This window comes from Aequorivita sp. IT1282 (assembly GCF_058068205.1).
This window is the reverse complement of the sequence record NZ_JBYRHR010000001.1, coordinates 287,403-307,190: the sequence shown is the minus strand read 5'-3', so window position 1 is coordinate 307,190 and position 19,788 is coordinate 287,403. Positions and strand designations below refer to the sequence as shown.

The following is a 19,788-nucleotide window of genomic DNA, read 5'->3' as shown; positions in this document are numbered from 1 at the left end:
ATGGACGTTTCTTATATCTTTGCACCACATATTTGTAACTATGATTTCCACAGAAAAAGAAAATTCCGTTCAACTCAACACTATTGAAGAAGCCATTGAAGATATTAGCAATGGAAAGATAATTATTGTCGTTGACGATGAAAACAGGGAGAATGAAGGAGACTTTATTGCCGCCGCTGAAATGGTAACGCCAGAGATGATTAATTTTATGGCTACTCATGGCCGAGGCCTTATTTGCGCTCCATTAACCGAAGATCGCTGTAACGACCTTGACCTGAATATGATGGTTGAAAACAACACTGTGCTTCACCATACGCAATTTACCGTATCGGTAGATTTAATTGGTCACGGCTGTACAACGGGAATTTCGGTTCACGATCGTTCAAAGACCATTAAAGCATTGGTTGATGATACTACAAAAGCGAATGATTTAGGTAGACCTGGACATATTTTTCCGCTGCGTGCAAAGGAAGGTGGCGTTTTAAGAAGAACTGGCCACACCGAAGCTACAATTGACTTAGCTCGATTGGCTGGACTTAAACCTGCCGGAATTTTGGTTGAAATTCTAAATGAAGACGGAACCATGGCACGCTTGCCGCAATTGATGAAAGTTGCGAAGAAATTCGACTTAAAAATTATTTCTATTGAAGATTTGGTGAAATATAGAATGGAGCACGATTCTTTAATTGAAAAAAAGGAAGATTTCAAAATCAATACAAAATTTGGAGACTTCAGACTTCGTGCTTATAAACAAACTACAAACGACCAAATTCATATTGCACTAACAAAAGGTTCTTGGAAAGAAAACGAATCAGTTTTGGTTCGCGTTAATGCAACCTTAGTAAATGGCGATATTTTAGGAACGCTTACAAATAACGCCGAACAAAAGTTAGACGACATGTTTAACGTAATCAATAACGAAGGAAAAGGCGCCATTGTTTTCATAAACCAACAAAGTCAATCTCTGAATCTTTTAAGTCGCTTAAAAGAATTGAAAGAAGCCCAAAAACCAAACGAAATTGCCAAAGCATCGCGTATTGAAATGGACAGCAAAGATTTTGGTATTGGAGCACAAATTCTTCACGATTTAGGAATTCATAAAATAAAGCTTATCTCTAATAGTGAGCAAACCAAACGCGTAGGAATGATTGGTTATGGTTTAGAAATTAAAGAATACGTAAGCTACTAAAGCACCGATGCAATAGCATTTTTCATTGCTTCTGCCCTTTCGTGTACTTGCTTTCCGGTCCAGCCAATTTTTATTAATAACGAAATAGTGCGTCCCATTACAGCATCGCTTTTTGAGAAATCGGTATTGTCTAAATCCTGCATTTGGCTTTTCACTTCAGAAGAAAGGTTACCCAGCGATTTTAAGTTTCGTAAATGCTCCCAACCATTTATATAATGCCAGTTGTTGGTGTACCAATAAAAACAGGCATCTACACCAGCTTCAGCTAACGCTTTATGAGCTTTTTGGGTTAATTCTTCCGTTGGAAGAAAGAAACTTAAAAATGAATAGTTTTCTTCTCCCCCTTCTGGCACTTTTCTAAAAGTAACGCCGTCCACGGTTTCTAAAGCTTCGCGAAGTATTGTATAGTTTTCCTTTTGTGTTTTTAAAATTCCGTCTAATTTATCTAATTGCGCCACTCCAACTGCAGCATTCAATTCTGAAATTCTGAAATTATACCCTAAAAACGGATGTGTTTCTGCCCCGCGATCCTTGCCAACATGATCGTGTCCATGGTCTTGGTAGTGATCTGCATGCAATGCATACTTTTCGTTATTAGTAATAACGCCACCACCTTCACCGCAAGTAATTGTTTTTACATAGTCGAAAGAGAAACACCCTAAATCGCCGTAACTTCCTAAAGCTTTTCCCTGATAAGTACCACCAATTGCTTGACAAGCATCTTCTAAAAGCAGCAAATCGTGTTTATCACAAATTGCTTTCAAGGCACCTAAATCTGCCATAGAGCCGCACATATGTACAGGCATTATACATTTGGTCCTTGGCGTAATTGCCGCTTCTACAGCTTTTGGATCTAAGGTTAATGTATCATCAATATCCACTAAAATAGGCACAGCTCCCAAAGCCAAAATAGATTCAAAACTTGCAACAAACGTGAATGTAGGCATAATAACCTCATCGCCTGCGCCAATGCCAGCAGATGCCAAAGCAACTGTTAGTGCCGCTGTTCCGCTAGAAACTAGTTGACAATATTCAGAACCCATTCGCTTTGCAAAAGCGATTTCAAATTCTTTTGCTTTCCAATGGTGATTGCGCATTCCGTCGAAACCATAGCGCATTAAAACACCAGATTCTAATACGTCGTTTACTTGCTTGCGCTCTTCGGCGCCGAAAATTTCAAATCCGGGCATTGTTTTGAATTTTTAATGATTAATGTAGAATGAATAATAGATGTGCACCAAAGGTAGCAGTTGTGTAATGGAATAAAAATTGAAATTCTAAAAATATCAACTAAATTCAATAGTAAGTTCATCAACACCTCGGCGAACTTTTTTCAGACTTTTAAAGTAGTCTGATTCGTCGCGATAACCAACCGGTAATACGAGTATAGATTCCAGTCCTTTTTTATCCAGCTCCAGTAGCTCGTCGTATTTTTCTGGTTGAAAACCTTCCATTGGGCACGCATCTATTTTTTCGACCGCACAAACGGTTAAAAGCGCTCCTAAAGTTAAATAGAGCTGGTTTATCATCCACTCGCGAATTTCGGCAGCATCTTTTTCGGTGAAAGAAGCGATTAGATTTTTTTCAAAAGGTTCCAAAACATTTCGTGGCGTTTTACGTGTACCCGCTACCCTATTAAAATGATCTATAATAAAATTTTCATTGATTTTCTTTTCAATACACAAAATTAAAACGTGCGAAGCATCGCGCACTTGCGGTTGATTGTAAGTGAACGGCATTAGCTGCTCCTTTAATGTAGTATTACTTATAACTACCAGTTTTAAAGGCTGCAGACCAAAAGAGGTAGCTGTAAGATTGAATGTTTCTTTTAAAATATTCAACTTTTCTGTTGAAAGGTTTTTGGACGCGTCAAACTTTTTAGTGGCGTATCGCCATTGTAGTTTTTCAATTGTGTTTGAAGACATTTATTTGATTGAATTTGTATTTATCACAAAAATACTGATAAAAGTATGAATGCCTATTTTTAAGTAAACAACCTTCTATTAATGACTTATAATTTTATAAAAATTTAATTGTAAAAAGAGTTAGAATATTTAAAAAAGCTTTTTATATTTGCAACCTCTTAAGCAAAATGCTTAGAGCACGCATACCACTGGAGAAATGGCAGAGTGGTCGAATGCGGCAGTCTTGAAAACTGTTGAGGGTCACACCTCCGGGGGTTCGAATCCCTCTTTCTCCGCTTAGAGATTATCAAATCTCACTAAAACCCGATAAACACAATGTTTATCGGGTTTTTTCATTTTCTTCAATAACAAAAAATAGTATTCAATATCAATTTAAAAGAGCGTCATTCGGTGCGTGTTTTTGCTACTCTATTTTACGCACCGAATGAGCCGTGAAGTACTATTAAACAGCACTTTGCAGATGTTAAACATTTTTTTGTTATAAGCTTTTTTAGTACATTTAATGTAAATAAAAAGTACGCACCTATGCAATCCAGCTTTTCCATACTATTTTATCCTAGGGGCAATGATGTCAATAAATACGGTAAAGCCCCTATTTACGCTCGAATTACCGTAAATGGGAAACGAAGTGAGTTTAGTATTAAACGCAAAGTATTATTAGAAAAATGGAATTCCGATGCAGGAAAAATTAAGGGTACGGCGTCTGAAGCCCAGGAATTGAATAGGTATATGAACACCATACAGAGTAGAATATACAGGATTCAAGAAAATTTAACTGAAAATGGAGACTTGATCACAGCAAAAAGAATAAAAACTCTTTATCTCGGCAAGGATAAGTCTCACAGAATGCTGTTAGAAATATTTCAAGAGCATAATGATAAAGTAGATAACTTAATTGGTAAAGATTTTGCTGCTGGTACCGCAGAGCGTTATAAAACGGCAAGAAAGCATGTTAAAGATTATATTTTAAAGGTGTATAAGGTAAAGGACATTCCTATTACTGACGTTGATCACAAGTTTATAACCGGTTTCGAATATTATCTTAAAACAACCCGAAATTGCGCCCATAATACAGCTATAAAATATATTACTAATTTTAAAAAAATAATCCGCATTGCATACGCTAACGATTGGATAGCCAAAGATCCATTTACCAGTTGGAAAGCTAGACTCAAAATAGTTGATAGAGAGTTTCTTACTGTGGAAGAAATTCAGGCAATGGTAGAAAAGGAACTTCACACTGAAAGATTAGACCAGGTTAAGGATATTTTTATTTTTTGTTGTTTTACTGGATTAGCCTACTCTGATGTAAAAAAGCTCTCTTCAAATAATGTGGTTATTGGAATCGATGGTGGAAAGTGGATAAAAATAAATCGCTCTAAAACAGATACACGAAGTAACATCCCAATTCTACCGACTGCTGCGTCTATATTGGAAAAATACGCAGAAGATTCAGAAATTCAAAAGAATCATCTCTTATTGCCAGTATTAAGCAATCAAAAGATGAATGCTTATTTAAAGGAAATTGCAGATTTGTGTAAAATCAATAAAAATCTAACCTTCCACTTGGCACGTCACACTTTTGCAACAACCGTCACACTTTCTAACGGAGTGCCGATTGAATCAGTGAGTAAAATGTTAGGGCACAAATCTCTCAAAACAACACAACATTATGCCAAAATTTTAGATAGAAAAGTTAGTGATGATATGTTGATGTTGAAGGATAAACTGTCTAATGCTTTCACATAGTTCGATATAGTTGAGGATTCTATATTTAAAAAAGACTGCTTTGAACAATTTTAGCAACTGCATCTGACCTTTATCAATTGCTTCCTTATTTAGATGCTCTTATTCGGTGAAAAACTTCGCATTCGTTTACAGCTTCGAGAGAATAACTACGTTGAATCTCCGATTTGCCACGCTGCGCTCGTAATATCACAATTAAAAATTTAAGAAAGTAGTATGATACTAGGGGTTGAGTAGGGAAACACTAGCATAAACGTAGCACTCGAGTAGCATAAAAGGTACATAAACCATACATGCTTCCAACCTTAACAATACATGCTTCCACCCTGAACTATACATTCATAATTTTGAAGAGCACATAGATTCATCTAAACAGCGTATTGTTTATATAAAAATTATATAGGTGAAAATACAAATGAAAACCAATAGTCACGCTTGGCAAAAGCGCGTCAGTGGTATTCATTTCAATTACAATAAAAAATATACAGGCCTTATAAAAGCGTGCAATAGGGATTCCGTAGAGATAATTCGTTACGGTCCAAATTATGCTATTCTCTTAAGATTTAAATAAGCACATGCAATTATAAATATATATTTAGCCAATTTAATATGTTGAAAAGACGGTCCAGAAATATTTTATTTCTTAATAATTTTATGTGCAAAATCTCCAAATTCAGTTATTATATTTAAAAAATACATACCATTTTGAAGCGTTGAAATATCCAATTTTTGGATATTTCCATCTAATTGAAGAACTTTATTACCCAAAATATTAAAGACAGTTAAACTAATAATAATTTCAGTTTTTGTGCTTATATACATCAATCCCTTTGTAGGATTTGGATAAAATTCCAGATTATTTAATAGGTTTTCTTCAAATCCCATAATTGTCATGTTTTCGTACCAAGCTATTTTATGGTCGTTTTGCGAGGCTGAGATCCCATCCATATCCCCATCGTTATCAAGGTCTGCGGCGATAACCGAACGGGGAAATTGCATCTCCGTACTGATACTCTTTTTTACACTAAAACTCCCTGCCCCATCTAGGTTTTCAAACCATACAATTTCGCCGTCAAATATCCCTCCTCCCATTGCAAGCACATCATTATCGCCATCATTATCCAAATCTATAACATACAGCGTCGAAGCTTCTTCAAAAGTATTGGTTATAATGTTTTTTGAGCCAAAATCGCCAAGGCCATTTAAGTTTTCATACCAGGTAACTTCTTTATCGAAAGGTGATACAGAAAAAACATCCATATCCATATCTCCATCAACATCAGCTTCAAAAATCTCATTTAAATAGCCTCCTGCATTATTGATTACATGGCGTGTTCCAAAATTTCCTAGCCCATCCATATTCTCTAGCCAATTAGCTTTTAAAGATCCTGTTCCATTGCCCAAAACATCTAGATCGCCATCTCCGTCTATATCCGCCGCTACAATAGAACGTGGAGTGCCAATAGTATTATCTATAACTTTTGCGCCACTAAAATTTCCTTGTCCATTAAGGTTTTCGTACCACTCCAAACCTGAAAATTCGGAAGCTGATAGTACGTCCATATCTCCATCGTTATCAATATCTGCTGCAATAACAGAAAATGCTCCATCCGCTTGATTGCTTACAATTTTTTGATCGCTAAAATTCCCTAACCCATCAAGATTTTCATACCAAAATATTTTATCTGATGAAATTGCCGTTATTAGGATATCCATGTCATTGTCATTGTCTAAATCTGCTAAGTATATTGAATACACTTCATCAAAAAGGTTGTTTTCAACAATATTCTCTGTTCCAAAATTTCCCAAGCCATCAAGATTTTCAAACCAAGCAATATTAAAAGTACCTGTTCTTGCACCCGATACTACATCTATATCGCCACCCCCATCAATATCAGCAGTAAAAATACTAGTTACCAGCCCATTATTCACGTAAATAATTTGTTGCGAACCAAATTGGCAATAGATATTAACGCAAAACAAATTCATTATGGTCAACAATATATATTTCATGGCCTTTGGTATAAATGAAACGGCTCCTATTCTATTTCAATAGAAGCCATTTCTTGGTTTTATTAATCTTGCTTGAATATGATATCCTGCTCCGTATTCCCTTCCTCATAAATTTTTTCAATTTTGTAAAGTCCAGGCTCCAATTGTTCTATAATAAAGGAATGGTGAATACGTTGCGGGTTTCGCAGGTGAAATAGTAAGGATTTTATTCCTTTATAATTTTTTGCTCAAAAGAACCAGTATGGGTTGTTATTTTGAAGAAATACATCCCGTTTTGAAGGTTTGAAATATCAAGTTGCTGGATATTTCCATCTACGTGAAAAACTTTTTTACCCAATATATCAAAAACGGTAGTGCCTATAATACTTTCGGTTTTAGAATCTATATAAAGTAAACCTTCAGTAGGGTTTGGATAGATTTTAATGGTGTCAATTTGGTTCTCCTCAACCCTCAAAATGGTATAATTTTCATACCAAGCTATTGTGTCGTCAACCAATGAAGAGGCAATCACGTCCATATCGCCATCGTTGTCTATATCTGCAGCTATTACCGAGCGGGGCGATTGCACTTGGGTACTGATTGTTTTTTTTGCACTGAAATTTCCTTGCCCATCCAGATTTTCAAACCAGACAATTTCTCCGCCAAAAGGTTCGGCATTGGTTGCCAATACATCCATATCCCCATCGTTGTCTAAATCGGCTGCATAAACCGTCCAGGCATCAACCAAGGTATTGGTTATCGTATTTTTTGGGCCAAAGTTGCCTAGGCCGTCCAGGTTTTCAAACCAAGCTACTTCATTATCTCCCGAAGATGCTGTAAGCACATCCGTATCACCATCACCATCCACATCTGCTGCAATAACTTTGGTTACATATTGCCCCATCTCATATATAGAGTTGGGCGCACCAAAAGTACCGAGACCATCCACGTTTTCAATCCAATAGGTTTTATTAGGAGCAGTACTATTTCCCACAATATCCAAGTCACTGTCACCATCCACATCTATTACTACTATCGAACGAGTGCCCGAAACATTATTATCAATAAGGTGCTTAAAAAAATCCCCCTGTCCATCCAAATTTTCATACCATACTAACCCTGAAAAATCGGAACCTGAGATTACATCCATATCACCATCACCGTCCAGATCGCCCGCAACCACACAATATGCGCCGTCGGTAGTATTGGAAATTATATTTTCGACACTGAAATTGCCCTGCCCGTCCAAGTTTTCATACCAAACTATCTTGTCTTGTGCAAAAGATACGGCCATAACGTCCATATCACCATCGCCATCAATATCTGCATCAGATATAAAAAAGGTCTGGTTTAAACTTGCTATTATATTCTCAGGACCAAAGGTTCCGTGCCCGTCCAGATTTTTATACCATGTGAGGTTACTCCCAAACTGATTTGCAGAAGCTACATCTTTATACCCATCGCCATCTATATCTGTAGCAATAATCCATTTGGAGCCATCTGCAGCTTGAGTAATTATTTGTTGGGGACCAAATTGACTATATGCATCAACATAAAATAAGCACATTATGGTCAATAAAAAATATTTCATGTCTTTTGTAATAAAAGAAACGGCCCCTATTCTATTTCTATTAGGAGCCATTTCTTGATTTTTAATCTTGCTTGAATATGATATCCTGTTCCGTATTCCCTTCCTCATAAATCTTATCAATTTTGTAAAGACCGGGGTCCAGCTCATTTACTAAATTTGGACTGTTTATCCCGAGTGAATCCTTTGGGGTCACTGTAACATTGGCATTAAATATATCATCATTAAATCTTGTTAAACTACCCCCTATTGGCCTACGGTTTGGGTTGTCATAACATCTGCGGGGTTGTGGCCAAAAAACAGGATTATTCTCAATTTTAATACCTATTGCGGAATGGTTTGGGTGGTAGATGGTGCTAAAATCACTTTCATATTTGCTTACCTGTTTGATTATATTTTGTGTATAGGTAAACGAAATATCTTCATAAGGGGCAGGCTCGGGACAGTCGCAATCACATTCAAAAAACCGATAGTCAAAGCCAGGCTGAAACAAGGGTTTGTATAATGGGTCGTTTGGATTGTTTGGGTCAAAATATTCCCCGGCATAAGGCTCGTAAAGTGAAGCCACATTGGTAAGAGCCGCATTATAATATCCGGTTGCTATTTTTTCGTGAACGTGGATGGCCTGCCCTATGGTTAAGTACTGCGCTGAACATCCACCATAGGCATCACCCATCATATTGATGACATCCTCATGTGTTATTGTGTATTCAAATCCTAACTCATCCGTTTCAGTACCAAAATATTCACAATTGGAATCAATATAGGGAGTACAGCCACAACTGGAGTCATAAAAACCGCTATTTGCATTGGTATCCACTATTTCATCCCCCGCTGTGGTTGCATTAAAATATAGGTTGTTGCGGTCCCGGGTGGTATGCTCGTTTAAAGAGTGGGTATGTTTTAAATTTAGGTTATGAGAAATTTCATGTACTGCATTATTACCTGCCAATCCGCCTGGACCAGAATTTGTAGCACACACGAAACCTGGCCTATATGCTAAACCGCCCGCAAAACCCATCCATCCAACAGCATATACATTTAAGGCATTTACATCTTTATAACCATTGGCAGCAGCCCAATTGACCATTGAGTGAAATTGGGATATGGTCTCTAAAACATAATACCCTGTCGGATCATTTGTGATTACAGGACTGTTAAATTCCTCAAAACCACGAAACTTAAAGAAAATACCAAACGGGTTATAGAGAATATTAAGATTGGCTATTGCTTGTAGGGAATCATGGAATCTATTATAAAAATCGGTATCGCCATTGGGATAATTGACACCCCAAAATTTTACGTTAAAGACAACAGGTTCGTAATTTGCTAGGGATGCAATGTCTGTGGAATAACTGTATATTCCTGCAGGGTCGGTTCCATTTTCGATAACGACACATTCTTGGTTATCTATCTGTGCGTTCATAAAAAATACATTTAACATAAATGTACAAAAAAGTAATTTGAAAAATAGTTTGGTTGGTTTCATAAAAACAGTATTTAGTTTAACAATAATTGAGAAAATTAGGTTTCTAAATAACTGGGGAGGAATCTAAAAATAAATAAAAATTATCTATAATCGGTGATTATCGTTTTTTTATCGATAAACAACCAATATTTAATTTAATTATCTTAGTAAATACATAATATATTTATTCTAAATTGCATAGAGAAGTTAACAAATGGATGATGTCAATAGAAATATCCCAACTCCAGTGCTTTTAAAAAAAACGAGTATATAAATGTTAGTATGAATCGGAAGCCATTTGTACAATTACCAACAACGGCTAAAGATCCTTTCAGATTTCCGCTTGGCGTCCTTAGGCGTATATTTTAACCATTACATCAATCAAACTTATTCTTGCCCGTTTAAATTTACTTTGGGGCGTAAAAGCGTTTTACTAAGATAAATATGTAAGTACTGTAGAAACCGTGGACGATGTAAATATAATTGCTATTGAAAAAGGCTATGTGCACAAAGGCGACTATTTAATAAACCTTCCGGCTATGCCTATTGTAGATAAGGGAATGGTAAATACCTTAAGGATTTCACAGGTGAAGTAGAAAGTATTATTCTGTAATTATTTTCTGAACAAACTCATCTGCGTGTTGCGTTAAGCATTGACGGCAGCAAATAGTCTGGGAATTACCTTTGTGATTTACCAATTCCTCAGTACGTTTTCGAGGAAGAAATTTTTGTAAGTGTTGGACGCTTAATGTTGAAGAGATTTCAAATGAAAAGTCAGACATTAGAAGCTGAATTAGTTTCGGATAGACTGCTGTTGAATTACAGCCTTTTGCGTTTGTTAAAATGAGTATATACGAAAAGACATGTCGCACAAGTGTGCAACTATTCTTTTAATTCAAATAAGTCAAGCTTAGATCCACCCATTACGGAAAACCGTAAGAGTGGGTTTTTATATTGGGGAGAATACCAAATATAACTATTTTGATGGTATCAAAAGTTGTGAAGGGCATTACAAATGCAACCACAAATAGACACGCTTTACAAAAGCGCGTTAGTGGGATTCCTGAGCGCTATTATTTAGCAATAGGAAAAATAGAAATATGTGTGTGATTTTCATATTACTTTACTTTAGCAGTTACATTATGGTTTTTTTGAGGCATAAATATTGTTTATAGTTTCTATAAAAATCTCTAAGCAACCCATATATTAATTTAATGTGGAGACCTCCCCTAACTTCAAGGTCCAAACCTCTTTGGTGGTGCTGCCAAACGTCTTTTGCTCCGGGTGGAAGTATATTTTTTGCTGAAGACTTTTGGTTGTTTTTTGAGTGCCTGTTTTTATTTCAAGCGTATAGGTATTTACCCAATAATCCTCAAAAGTAACGGGGGACGATTGCATGCCAACCACGATAAAGGTGGTTTTGCTGTGCTTTTCCATGGCATCCAGCAATTGTTGTAAAGTTATTTTATCTGGGTTTTCAGAGGTTGGGTCTGGGATATTTATGTTGGTATCCTTGAACAGTGTATAAATGTTTTCCCGTATTTGGGTTTTGAGGTTATTCGATAATTCTGGGGTGGTAAGCAGGCCCAGATAATTGTAAAAATCATAAATTTTGGTCTGTGAACTCTCCTGATATGCCGCGATGGAAGGTGCAGGGAATTCCATGGCAATGGCACCCCGCACACCGGAATCTTGTGAAAACAGTATTCCCGATGTCCCTATGCATATCGTTAAAAAGAGCTTTTGCCACATATTATTCCTGTTGTATCCTTATAAACCGCACCTGGTTATTGGTGCCGGTTTGTAAATCGGTTATTTTCATTTTTCTGACTGAGGCGGTTGGCAGGATGAGTTTTTGTGCAAACTCCGTTTTGTTTAAATACTCCGCACCCAGATTATTTCCCAAAATCACTATCACTTCCAGATCAGGGGACAATATTTTATCCAACTTTTGTTTCCGTGTCTCCCAGTCTTTGGTGTCTGATAGCATAAATGCTTTCAGGATCATGGTATAATCTTCGGGCCCGAGAAAGGGTTCTGTTATTCCATTCCTTTCTCCTTGCTTTTTAAGAATCCCGTTCTCTTTTTCTTTCGCTTTAAACGGAACATTCGTGCTGTTTTGAGTTTCCCTATCCGGTTCCTTTTCATTCAATTTAGATTCTTTGGTTTCCAAAATCGGTTTTTCAATGGCTTCCGAGGGTTCTGTTTTAGTATCCACAACCCTACTATTCTGTATAATTCCGTAAGCGATTATACCCACTAACACTATCCCTGCAACAACCCAAACCCAAAGCAAGGAACGCCCTTTTACTGTACCATTAAAGTCTTCCTGCTTTTGGAACGTAAACTCATCCCACCCGGTGTAGCCCACAAATCGGGAAAGGATATCGAGCATATCTTTTCTGGGGAGTTTCTCATTGGTTTCGGGTTTTAAATGGGTATATATCCACTTTTCACTGATGGTTTGCCGCGTTTTATTCTCTATGGCATCTATTAGGTTTTGGATGTCGCGCGAACCAAAGCTTTTCCAGTCCCCTTGATAAAATGGATAGCAGTCGCGGTATGCTACAAGCACCTTTTCCTTCAACCGGTAAAACAATTCCAGATCTCGCATTAAATTAAGTTCAAAAGTAAAAAGTAACTCATAAAAAACCACAGTAAAACCACTGTAAATGTATAGATAAATGTTTACAGCACATAGAAAGTGGTTGTGCTGTTTCTTTGAATTTCATGTGCTGTACTCTTGTAGTCTAATTTAAAAAACACAAAATCATGAAAACCAAAATCACAGCAATATGTATTCTTTTAGCGCAAATGGGATTTGCGCAAATTTCAGGAAACCAAATTTACGGAAACACAAACAACCAGTATCAAAACGTCGATTTGCATTTGTCTAATAACCCTAAAAAAGTGCTTTTGACTAATGAAAGTATGCAGTTTAATGTCAATCTGCTTAAAAATGTTAAGGCCACTTCTTTTGTCATAACACTGGGTTTAAACGAGGAAGGGAGCACGGTTAAAATATGTAATTCAAAAATAAATCAACGAATATCCAGTTTTAAAAATGCTATTAAATCCCTTGGAATACATGAACAGGATATGTATGTGGATTTTATAACCCAAACTAAAGTATATGGTTATGTGACGGAGAAAAACCAAAACCAAACCAAAATCAATCAGGTGGAAGGTGGTTTTGAAATCAAGAAAAACATCATTTTAAAAGTGGATGATATTTTAGTTTTTGACCGTTTGGTTGAAATTGCTTCAGAATATGACATCCACAATATTATTAAAGTAACGTATCATTCCTCCGAAATAGACGCCATATATAATGAACTACTTGAAAACGCAATGAAAATAGTAGCGAACCGTAAAAAACTCATTCCCCATAAAAACAGTGACTGGGAGACAGACCCGATACTTAATATTGAATTTGCTAATATACAACCTGCAGCACAATACAAGAAATTTCAGGCATTTGAAACATCGGATATTTCTTATTTAAACAATTATTATAGGTCTAATGAAGTTGTTTTAAAAGAAGAACTTCGCAAATCAAACAGCTTCTATTACAACAGCCTGCCAACCGATAATTTTGATAAAATAACCAACGCAGACACTCCTGTTGTGGGTTTACAATTTGTGATGCAGGTTTCTGTAACTTATAAAAAGAAAGCACAAGAAGATCCAAAGAAAGAAATTTATATTATCACCCCAAATGGGGAACTTAAATTAGTCGATTTAAAAAAGGTAGTTTAAGAATCCTAAAGGAATGTCACTTTCCGAAAAACCAATGCTGTAATTTCATAAATTAAAGTGAAATACAATCATTACGGAAAACCGAAACACCCAGCAAATTGAGTTGGGAATATGACAAAATTAGCTTTAAGCTATAATCTAAAAATCCAATAGTCTAATTGTCAATTGTTCATTTTAAAAACCCACCAATTACGGAAAACCATAAGAGTGGGCTTTTAAAATGATTCATCTCGCTCGAGGCTACGGTGACCAAAGGGAGAATACCAAATTTAATGATTTTTGATGAAGGCACAGAAAGGCATTAGAAATGCGAAAATAAATAGATACGCTTTATCCTTGGGCTCCGCTCAGTGCAGGTAAACGCCAAACGAAGGTTTTTATCCCCAATTACTCCCCTCCTACTTTTCCGTACAGAAAAAACGTTATCTATGGGATATAGTAGGCTTATAGTAGCCTTATACTAGCCTTATATACGGGTGAACCTAGGCTTTGACCCGTCCTAAAATAACTATACAGGTTAAAGAATAAATCCTGATATAGTTATACAAATGTAACTGATAATCCTAAAAGAACTATACAACTGTTTTTTCATAGTTAAAATACTTATTATAGTTCTTCCATCTTTTATACAAGTTTCCTGATTGAAGATGATCTTGGCTCCCTATCTCGCTAATGGCAAAAGAAAGTCAATTCCGAGATAGTTTGATGCTAATTTTAAGGAAGCTAATTATACCCGCTTAAGGAATCCATAAATGAATTTTTCTAAGCATGTAATACTATTAATTATAACGAGGGCAATGGCCATATAATCATAGTAAATTGGCCCAATCACTTTTCTAACATGTCGAATATATAATAATAGAAACTATAGCGAGGGACAATGATATTCCCATGATTAGCAGCATAGCATATTTAATAAAACTTGAAACTAGCAGATCGGGGCTAGTAGCATTTTGTTGGGGCATAATTAGCAACTATTTTATTTTTGTAGGCTAATGATTGAATGACTTGGGAGTGTAAATTTAAAATGAAAAATAAAAACATTTTAACGCAATCAAAAAATTTAGTAACGTAATACAGGAAAATGTATGTTCTCAATTTTCTATTGAGGATGTTGAAATGAATATAATTGATCAAGGCACCGGTTACGCCTATAATCTCAGGTTGACAACGAACCTATTCTAAGCCCACAGGCCGAGGATTAACACCCCTACCCATCAAGACTAACAATACATAATAACTCTAAAAGTCCAAATACTTCTTGCAAATATGGGTTATGATAAGTGATAGGCACTATTAAACTATTTAAGTAATCTTAGTCTATGGATAGGCAAAACATATTCTCGTGAGATGAAACTATGTAGAGGCCACGGGCGAGGACGCTTTCGCAAGCTAAGGGGTATTTAGGTAACAATTAATCACAAGGTCAATCGTTTAAAGACTGGTATCTGTTCAATAAAAGTTCAATATAATTGCGCTGCATATTCTTACTTAAAAAAGATATTTTGGTTAAGACAATAGCATCTTCTTTCAAATCAACAAAACGTTTGTAAACTCCATTTATTTGTTTTTTGGTTAAACCTAAATCCACTCCAAATTCCGTGAGGATTTTTTTAGTTATTTTTTTCTTTTTACCCGCAATTGTCAATGCCAGTTCATCTGTATCTTGTGGATTTACTATCGCTACATTCAGTAAATCGTAAGCAGGTGACAAAGCCCATCCATATGACGTTTTCAGCATCGAAAAATTCTTTAGATGCATATCGTTATTTCCTGTCAAATAGCTAAAAACAGTTAATTCAAAAAAACGAAGGATATCTAGAAAGGTATTATCAGCATATTTATGAATTGCACTACCTATTCGCTCCATGGAACCCCGATATTTATCAAATGCTTCTACTACTTGAAACATATCAATCATATGTATTTTTGAACCATCCTCATTTCTATCTACACGTTTTGTAATATAGGATAACTCACCAGAAGCTAATCTTATAAGGGAATGCGGTACAACATGAATATTAAATAATTGAGCTATTTTCATTGTTAAATGTTCATTGGCTGGTATTTCAGGGTAATCTTCTGATGGCGGTTTGAAAATGTAATTTCCACCTAAAGCCCCCACTACCGTTAGTCGATGATCCTTTTTGTTCTCCGTATTAAATGACATAGAAAGTTTAGGCTGAACTCCTGGAACAGAAATACTGCGTTCAACAACTTGCTGCGCCAATACTGATATTTCATCGAGAGTATATTCCATTTTCGGAGCTTTTTCAACTCCAAAAAAAGAGAGACTGCATGCTATGTGAAAATCATTTCCTGAAGCAACTTCGTTATAACAGTATAAACACTTACTCATCTTTCACATTTATTGGTTCCACACTAACAGCTCCTATACAATTTTGACAACATGCCAATAATAGTCCCATTCTATCATTGGTATTTATTTTCCAGTTTTTTGATGCTATGTTTAATAACCATCCTTCCGGAATCAATCCTTCAAAAAACGGAAATAACCGTTTATCCTTATACGCTTCGTTTCTAACTGGCATAGTGAATGTTATAAATTGATCCGGAAAATCTATTATATAATTTTCATGATATTTAAATGTGAATTCTCCATGATCAGTTTCCGTCAGCAGTCCACAATAAATGTTGTTATATAATATCTTAGCTTGTCTCATTTTCTTTTATATCTTTAAAACTAACGGGCATAAGTTTATGTCCAAACATCTTTAAAACTTGATTTACTTTCTCAAGGTTCAAATTCGTTTTGTTTTGTTCGATTTTTCGGATCACCGTTAAAGCTACTCCTGCCCTATCGGCAAACTCTTCTTGAGTAAGATTGGCCTCTTTTCGCCTATTCTTTACAAAATTTGCTAATTCTTCCATTATATGTAATTAAATATAAATTTAAACAAAAATATCAAATTATATGTAATTACATACAATAGAATGGAAATAAAATGTATTATATGCTATTCCATATAAAAGATTATTGCCAAAATTGTTTTTATAGTATAAACAGCTACATAAAATAAGTGTGTTTTTTAGAGCCATAAAAATTGAAAATCACGGGCGAGAAGCTTGCACCATCCAGGGTCGTTGGTGTTTTCACAAATATAAAGCAAACGCAAACCCACCCATTACGGAAAACCGCAAGAGTGGGTTTTTTAATTGGGGAGAATATCAAATATAATTATATTTTCAATTTTAAAATACGTGTAGGGCATTACAAATGCAACGATAAAGAGACATGCTTTTAAAAAGCGAGCCAGTGGGGTATTATGAATCTAAAGAGTATAAAAAACCTATAAGGGCATCTATTTTAAGCACTTTTATGTAATACAAAGCCCTAAACTTCTCGTACACCTAAATTTGCCCCGCTGATGGTTTGCATTTTACTTGAGATTAATATCTACCAGTTATTAATAATAATAATAGGCCTATACCAAACTTATACTATGCTTTGAGTAGGCTATTATACGGGTGAACCTAGGGTAAACGGGCAAGAAAGATAATGCTTGACCCGTCCAACTCAGTTTTAAAAAAAATTATGAAAGTAGCTTTATACTAGCCTTTGCCTAGCTTAAACGTAGGGAAAATGTAGCATTATCGTAGCACTCGCCCCCCTTGAACCATACATTATGACCCGTCCTAAAATAACTATACAGGTTAAAGAATAAATCCTGATATAGTTATACAAATGTAACTGATAATCCTAAAAGAACTATACATCTGTTTAGTCTTTATGGCCGAAACATCTATGCCAGCAGAGGGATGTATAGCTATTTTAGGTCAAGACACGCAACCGCTTGAGCCATATATTAATTGGCACCTGAATCTACCATTAAGTAAAGTATATTGAAGTAGCTTGATTTAAATTTTATTGTACTTTTGCAGGAATTTTCAATGAAAATACTTGCGTTTTGGTATAAAAATTGTTATCATTATAAAATCAAATGAAATTAATATGAGTAAGCTGAAAGAATTAGCAGGACATCTTCGACGTGGTAATGTATATCGTAGAGCTGACCTTGAACAATGGTCAAATGCTGTGGATCGTCATATTGGTGAACTTTTGGAAGATGGAACTCTTCAAAAGCTTGCGCCTGGGTTATACTATTACCCAAAAGTATCTGCTTTTGGATTTACCCCTCCAGATGAAGAGAAATTGGTGCGCTGTTTTCTTAAGGATGATGAGTTTCTGCTTACTTCTCCCAATGCATATAATGTTCTTGGAGTAGGGACCACACAACTTTATAATAAAAGGGTTGTTTATAACCACAAGCGACACGGCGAGTTTGAGTTAGGCGGTAGACATTTTTTCTTTCATTTAAAACCCCGTTTTCCTAAAAAATTGACCACTGAATTTTTATTAGTGGATTTAGTAAACAATCTTAATGGACTGGCCGAGGATCCTAAAGAAGTATTGTTAAAAGTGAAGGACAAAGCAAAAACAATGGATTTAAAAAAACTTAAACAAAATGTAAAAACATACGGTGGTGCAAGGGCAAAAAAAGTATTCATGCCGTTGTTTAATTCCATAGAAAAACGGGAATATGCCTCTTAATTACTTACATCAGCGATCTGATTTTCTTGATTTATTGCGAATTTTAGAACAGGAAAAAGGTATTCAAATTCAATTGATCGAAAAAGATTACTGGATTATGCATGTTCTAAATGGACTTAAAAAACAAGGTCTGGAATTTGAGCTTAAAGGGGGCACTTCCCTATCTAAAGGGTATAAAATTATAGATCGGTTCTCAGAGGACATAGACATACATATCAAACCGCCTGCTTCTTTAAGAGTTGATGAAAATCCAAAGAAAATTAAAACGAAAAGTGTTTTATCCCGAAAGGAATATTATGATTGGCTTGCCCACCATATCCAAATTGATGGCATTGTGTCTATTGAAAGAGACACTGCTTTTGATGATGAGAACTACTACCGGAGTGGAGGTATTAGACTACAATATAATAGTAAAATAAGTAATATAGAGGGTGTGAAAGAAGGTATTATACTTGAAGCAGGATTTGATACTGTAACACCACATACAAAAATTACAATAAGTTCTTGGGCTTATGATAAGGCGGTACAGAATCCTGAAATAACTATTATTAACAATCGAGCCATTGAAGTAAATTGCTATCATCCTGGATATACCTTGGTTGAAAAACTGCAGACAATAGCAACAAAATATAGACAAGAGCAAGAAGACGCAGAATCCCGCCCCAATTTGATGCGTCAATATTATGATGTGTACAGCTTATTGGCAAATGATGAAGTAAAGGCTTTTATTGGAACGGAAGATTATAAAGTACACAAAAGGGCGCGCTTTCCCAAGATAGATTTTGAAATTCCAATTTTTGAAAATGAAGCATTTTTATTAACCAATCAAGAGACAAGAGAATCCTTTAAAATAAGATATAATGGGACTGCCTCCCTATACTATAGCGGCCAACATGAATTTGAAAAATTGTTGGAGCGAATCCATACATACATAACAACTTTGTAGCACATGGAAGCTAATTCTTTAATACCATAATATACTCTTGGATAGTGCCAAGATTATCACCACTCTACATCAGAAGAATTACCAACTTCAATATCTGTAACTTTACAATTGAACTTCTGGGCACTCTTTTCCAGGTCGGAAATTAGCTAATGACCAAGCTAAACCTAATGATAATAGTATACCACAAGATATAACAATACAAATATCCCAACTTAGTGACCAAGCTAATGACCAAGCTCTTGCTGTAGTTAATGCTGAGTTTCACGATAAAGTCATTGCTATACTCAAAGCATTACAACAGCCTATTAAAAGGGCGGAGTTAATGCATAAGCTAGGACTATCAAACCACAGTACCAATAGGTCAAATTTTTTAGACCCGCTATTAAAACGAGGATGGACAACAATGACTATTCCCAACACCCCTACTCACAAAGACCAACAATACATACTAACCCTGAAAGGCCAAATACTTCTTGCGATTATTGGCTATGATAAGTAGTAGGAACTTTTATGCTATTTATGCGACCCTAGGTTTGGCTAGGCTATAATACAACCTTCTATCGGATGAGAAAGCGCAGAAGACATCGGCGAGACGCCCGTGC

Annotated in this window: 16 protein-coding genes, 1 tRNA gene and 1 pseudogene; 8 read left to right on the top strand and 10 right to left on the bottom strand. The window is 35.7% G+C overall.

Translation table 11 applies throughout. From position 1 onward, the window contains the following. Window positions 1–40 precede the first annotated feature (40 nt). Window positions 41–1,189 (top strand): 3,4-dihydroxy-2-butanone-4-phosphate synthase, encoded by a 1,149-nt coding sequence (ribB, locus tag AC3RVG_RS01505; protein ID WP_489689659.1) that lies wholly within the window; start codon window positions 41–43, stop codon window positions 1,187–1,189. On the opposite strand, the gene AC3RVG_RS01500 is transcribed toward ribB, so the two are convergent. Both AC3RVG_RS01500 and AC3RVG_RS01495 read right to left on the bottom strand, forming a co-directional pair. Further along, the gene (locus AC3RVG_RS01500; protein ID WP_489689658.1) at window positions 1,186–2,379 is read right to left on the bottom strand and encodes a DegT/DnrJ/EryC1/StrS family aminotransferase; all 1,194 of its coding nucleotides are present in this window, start codon (window positions 2,377–2,379) and stop codon (window positions 1,186–1,188) included. The two genes, ribB and AC3RVG_RS01500, sit on opposite strands and share 4 nt — an antisense overlap. Before the next feature lie 96 nt (window positions 2,380–2,475). Continuing rightward, complete coding sequence (locus AC3RVG_RS01495; RefSeq protein ID WP_489689657.1) at window positions 2,476–3,114, bottom strand: NAD(P)H-dependent oxidoreductase; 639 nt, start codon at window positions 3,112–3,114, stop codon at window positions 2,476–2,478. 190 nt (window positions 3,115–3,304) lie between these two features. Here AC3RVG_RS01495 and AC3RVG_RS01490 point away from each other — a divergent pair. Together AC3RVG_RS01490 and AC3RVG_RS01485 are read left to right on the top strand one after the other, a co-directional pair. Further along, window positions 3,305–3,389: transfer RNA gene (locus tag AC3RVG_RS01490), tRNA-Ser, on the top strand. Window positions 3,390–3,639: 250 nt separating this feature from the next. Then, window positions 3,640–4,863 carry a site-specific integrase gene (locus AC3RVG_RS01485; protein WP_489689656.1) on the top strand — a complete coding sequence of 408 codons (1,224 nt, stop codon included), beginning with the start codon at window positions 3,640–3,642 and terminating at the stop codon, window positions 4,861–4,863. Between the two features lie 633 nt (window positions 4,864–5,496). On the opposite strand, the gene AC3RVG_RS01480 is transcribed toward AC3RVG_RS01485, so the two are convergent. From AC3RVG_RS01480 to AC3RVG_RS01470, 3 genes are all read right to left on the bottom strand, one after another. Next, on the bottom strand, window positions 5,497–6,873 hold the full coding sequence (locus AC3RVG_RS01480) for a T9SS type A sorting domain-containing protein (protein ID WP_489689655.1): 1,377 nt from the start codon (window positions 6,871–6,873) through the stop codon (window positions 5,497–5,499). 205 nt (window positions 6,874–7,078) lie between these two features. After that, complete coding sequence (locus AC3RVG_RS01475; RefSeq protein ID WP_489689654.1) at window positions 7,079–8,494, bottom strand: T9SS type A sorting domain-containing protein; 1,416 nt, start codon at window positions 8,492–8,494, stop codon at window positions 7,079–7,081. Between the two features lie 10 nt (window positions 8,495–8,504). After that, window positions 8,505–9,866, bottom strand: coding sequence for a zinc metalloprotease (locus tag AC3RVG_RS01470; protein ID WP_489689653.1), 1,362 nt, complete (start codon window positions 9,864–9,866; stop codon window positions 8,505–8,507). A 326-nt stretch (window positions 9,867–10,192) separates the two neighbouring features. Here AC3RVG_RS01470 and AC3RVG_RS01465 point away from each other — a divergent pair. Continuing rightward, a pseudogene (locus AC3RVG_RS01465) lies at window positions 10,193–10,504 on the top strand (pyruvate kinase alpha/beta domain-containing protein); the annotation flags it as partial. A gap of 610 nt (window positions 10,505–11,114) precedes the next feature. Here AC3RVG_RS01465 and AC3RVG_RS01460 read toward each other — a convergent pair. Then, window positions 11,115–11,660, bottom strand: coding sequence for a hypothetical protein (locus AC3RVG_RS01460; protein ID WP_489689652.1), 546 nt, complete (start codon window positions 11,658–11,660; stop codon window positions 11,115–11,117). Between the two features lies 1 nt (window position 11,661). Continuing rightward, a complete protein-coding gene (locus tag AC3RVG_RS01455) occupies window positions 11,662–12,522 on the bottom strand; it encodes a hypothetical protein (RefSeq protein ID WP_489689651.1) in 861 nt (286 codons plus the stop codon). Between the two features lie 158 nt (window positions 12,523–12,680). Here AC3RVG_RS01455 and AC3RVG_RS01450 point away from each other — a divergent pair, with 158 nt between their 5' ends. Beyond that, entirely contained in the window at window positions 12,681–13,667 is a 987-nt protein-coding gene (locus AC3RVG_RS01450; RefSeq protein WP_489689650.1) for an SIMPL domain-containing protein, read from the top strand. Window positions 13,668–15,093: 1,426 nt separating this feature from the next. On the opposite strand, the gene AC3RVG_RS01445 is transcribed toward AC3RVG_RS01450, so the two are convergent. From AC3RVG_RS01445 to AC3RVG_RS01435, 3 genes are all read right to left on the bottom strand, one after another. Then, window positions 15,094–15,927 (bottom strand): HipA domain-containing protein, encoded by an 834-nt coding sequence (locus tag AC3RVG_RS01445; RefSeq protein WP_489689649.1) that lies wholly within the window; start codon window positions 15,925–15,927, stop codon window positions 15,094–15,096. 91 nt (window positions 15,928–16,018) lie between these two features. After that, the gene (locus AC3RVG_RS01440; protein WP_489689648.1) at window positions 16,019–16,351 is read right to left on the bottom strand and encodes a HipA N-terminal domain-containing protein; all 333 of its coding nucleotides are present in this window, start codon (window positions 16,349–16,351) and stop codon (window positions 16,019–16,021) included. After that, window positions 16,338–16,559, bottom strand: a complete 222-nt coding sequence (locus tag AC3RVG_RS01435; protein ID WP_489689647.1) for a helix-turn-helix transcriptional regulator — start codon at window positions 16,557–16,559, stop codon at window positions 16,338–16,340. Before AC3RVG_RS01435 ends, AC3RVG_RS01440 begins: the two co-directional genes overlap by 14 nt. A 1,081-nt stretch (window positions 16,560–17,640) precedes the next feature. On the opposite strand from AC3RVG_RS01435, the gene AC3RVG_RS01430 reads away from it, so the two are divergent. The 3 genes from AC3RVG_RS01430 (at window position 17,641) to AC3RVG_RS01420 (ending at window position 19,685) form a co-directional block, all read left to right on the top strand. Next, entirely contained in the window at window positions 17,641–18,240 is a 600-nt protein-coding gene (locus AC3RVG_RS01430; protein WP_489689646.1) for a hypothetical protein, read from the top strand. Continuing rightward, complete coding sequence (locus AC3RVG_RS01425) at window positions 18,230–19,186, top strand: nucleotidyl transferase AbiEii/AbiGii toxin family protein (RefSeq protein ID WP_489689645.1); 957 nt, start codon at window positions 18,230–18,232, stop codon at window positions 19,184–19,186. The genes AC3RVG_RS01430 and AC3RVG_RS01425 overlap by 11 nt, the downstream gene beginning before the upstream one ends. Window positions 19,187–19,364: 178 nt before the next feature. Next, entirely contained in the window at window positions 19,365–19,685 is a 321-nt protein-coding gene (locus tag AC3RVG_RS01420; protein WP_489690121.1) for a Fic family protein, read from the top strand. The last annotated feature ends 103 nt before the right edge of the window (window positions 19,686–19,788 follow it).

Coding starts and splice junctions, on each gene's coding strand:
- AC3RVG_RS01450 (WP_489689650.1), top strand. CDS start 12,681: ATGAAAACCAAAATCACAGCAATATGTATTCTTTTAGCGCAAATGGGA.
- AC3RVG_RS01480 (WP_489689655.1), bottom strand. CDS start 6,873: ATGAAATATATATTGTTGACCATAATGAATTTGTTTTGCGTTAATATC.
- AC3RVG_RS01475 (WP_489689654.1), bottom strand. CDS start 8,494: ATGGCTCCTAATAGAAATAGAATAGGGGCCGTTTCTTTTATTACAAAA.
- AC3RVG_RS01470 (WP_489689653.1), bottom strand. CDS start 9,866: ATGAACGCACAGATAGATAACCAAGAATGTGTCGTTATCGAAAATGGA.
- AC3RVG_RS01485 (WP_489689656.1), top strand. CDS start 3,640: ATGCAATCCAGCTTTTCCATACTATTTTATCCTAGGGGCAATGATGTC.
- AC3RVG_RS01495 (WP_489689657.1), bottom strand. CDS start 3,114: ATGTCTTCAAACACAATTGAAAAACTACAATGGCGATACGCCACTAAA.
- AC3RVG_RS01430 (WP_489689646.1), top strand. CDS start 17,641: ATGAGTAAGCTGAAAGAATTAGCAGGACATCTTCGACGTGGTAATGTA.
- ribB (WP_489689659.1), top strand. CDS start 41: ATGATTTCCACAGAAAAAGAAAATTCCGTTCAACTCAACACTATTGAA.
- AC3RVG_RS01435 (WP_489689647.1), bottom strand. CDS start 16,559: ATGGAAGAATTAGCAAATTTTGTAAAGAATAGGCGAAAAGAGGCCAAT.
- AC3RVG_RS01455 (WP_489689651.1), bottom strand. CDS start 12,522: ATGCGAGATCTGGAATTGTTTTACCGGTTGAAGGAAAAGGTGCTTGTA.
- AC3RVG_RS01425 (WP_489689645.1), top strand. CDS start 18,230: ATGCCTCTTAATTACTTACATCAGCGATCTGATTTTCTTGATTTATTG.
- AC3RVG_RS01445 (WP_489689649.1), bottom strand. CDS start 15,927: ATGGAATATACTCTCGATGAAATATCAGTATTGGCGCAGCAAGTTGTT.
- AC3RVG_RS01500 (WP_489689658.1), bottom strand. CDS start 2,379: ATGCCCGGATTTGAAATTTTCGGCGCCGAAGAGCGCAAGCAAGTAAAC.
- AC3RVG_RS01460 (WP_489689652.1), bottom strand. CDS start 11,660: ATGTGGCAAAAGCTCTTTTTAACGATATGCATAGGGACATCGGGAATA.
- AC3RVG_RS01440 (WP_489689648.1), bottom strand. CDS start 16,351: ATGAGACAAGCTAAGATATTATATAACAACATTTATTGTGGACTGCTG.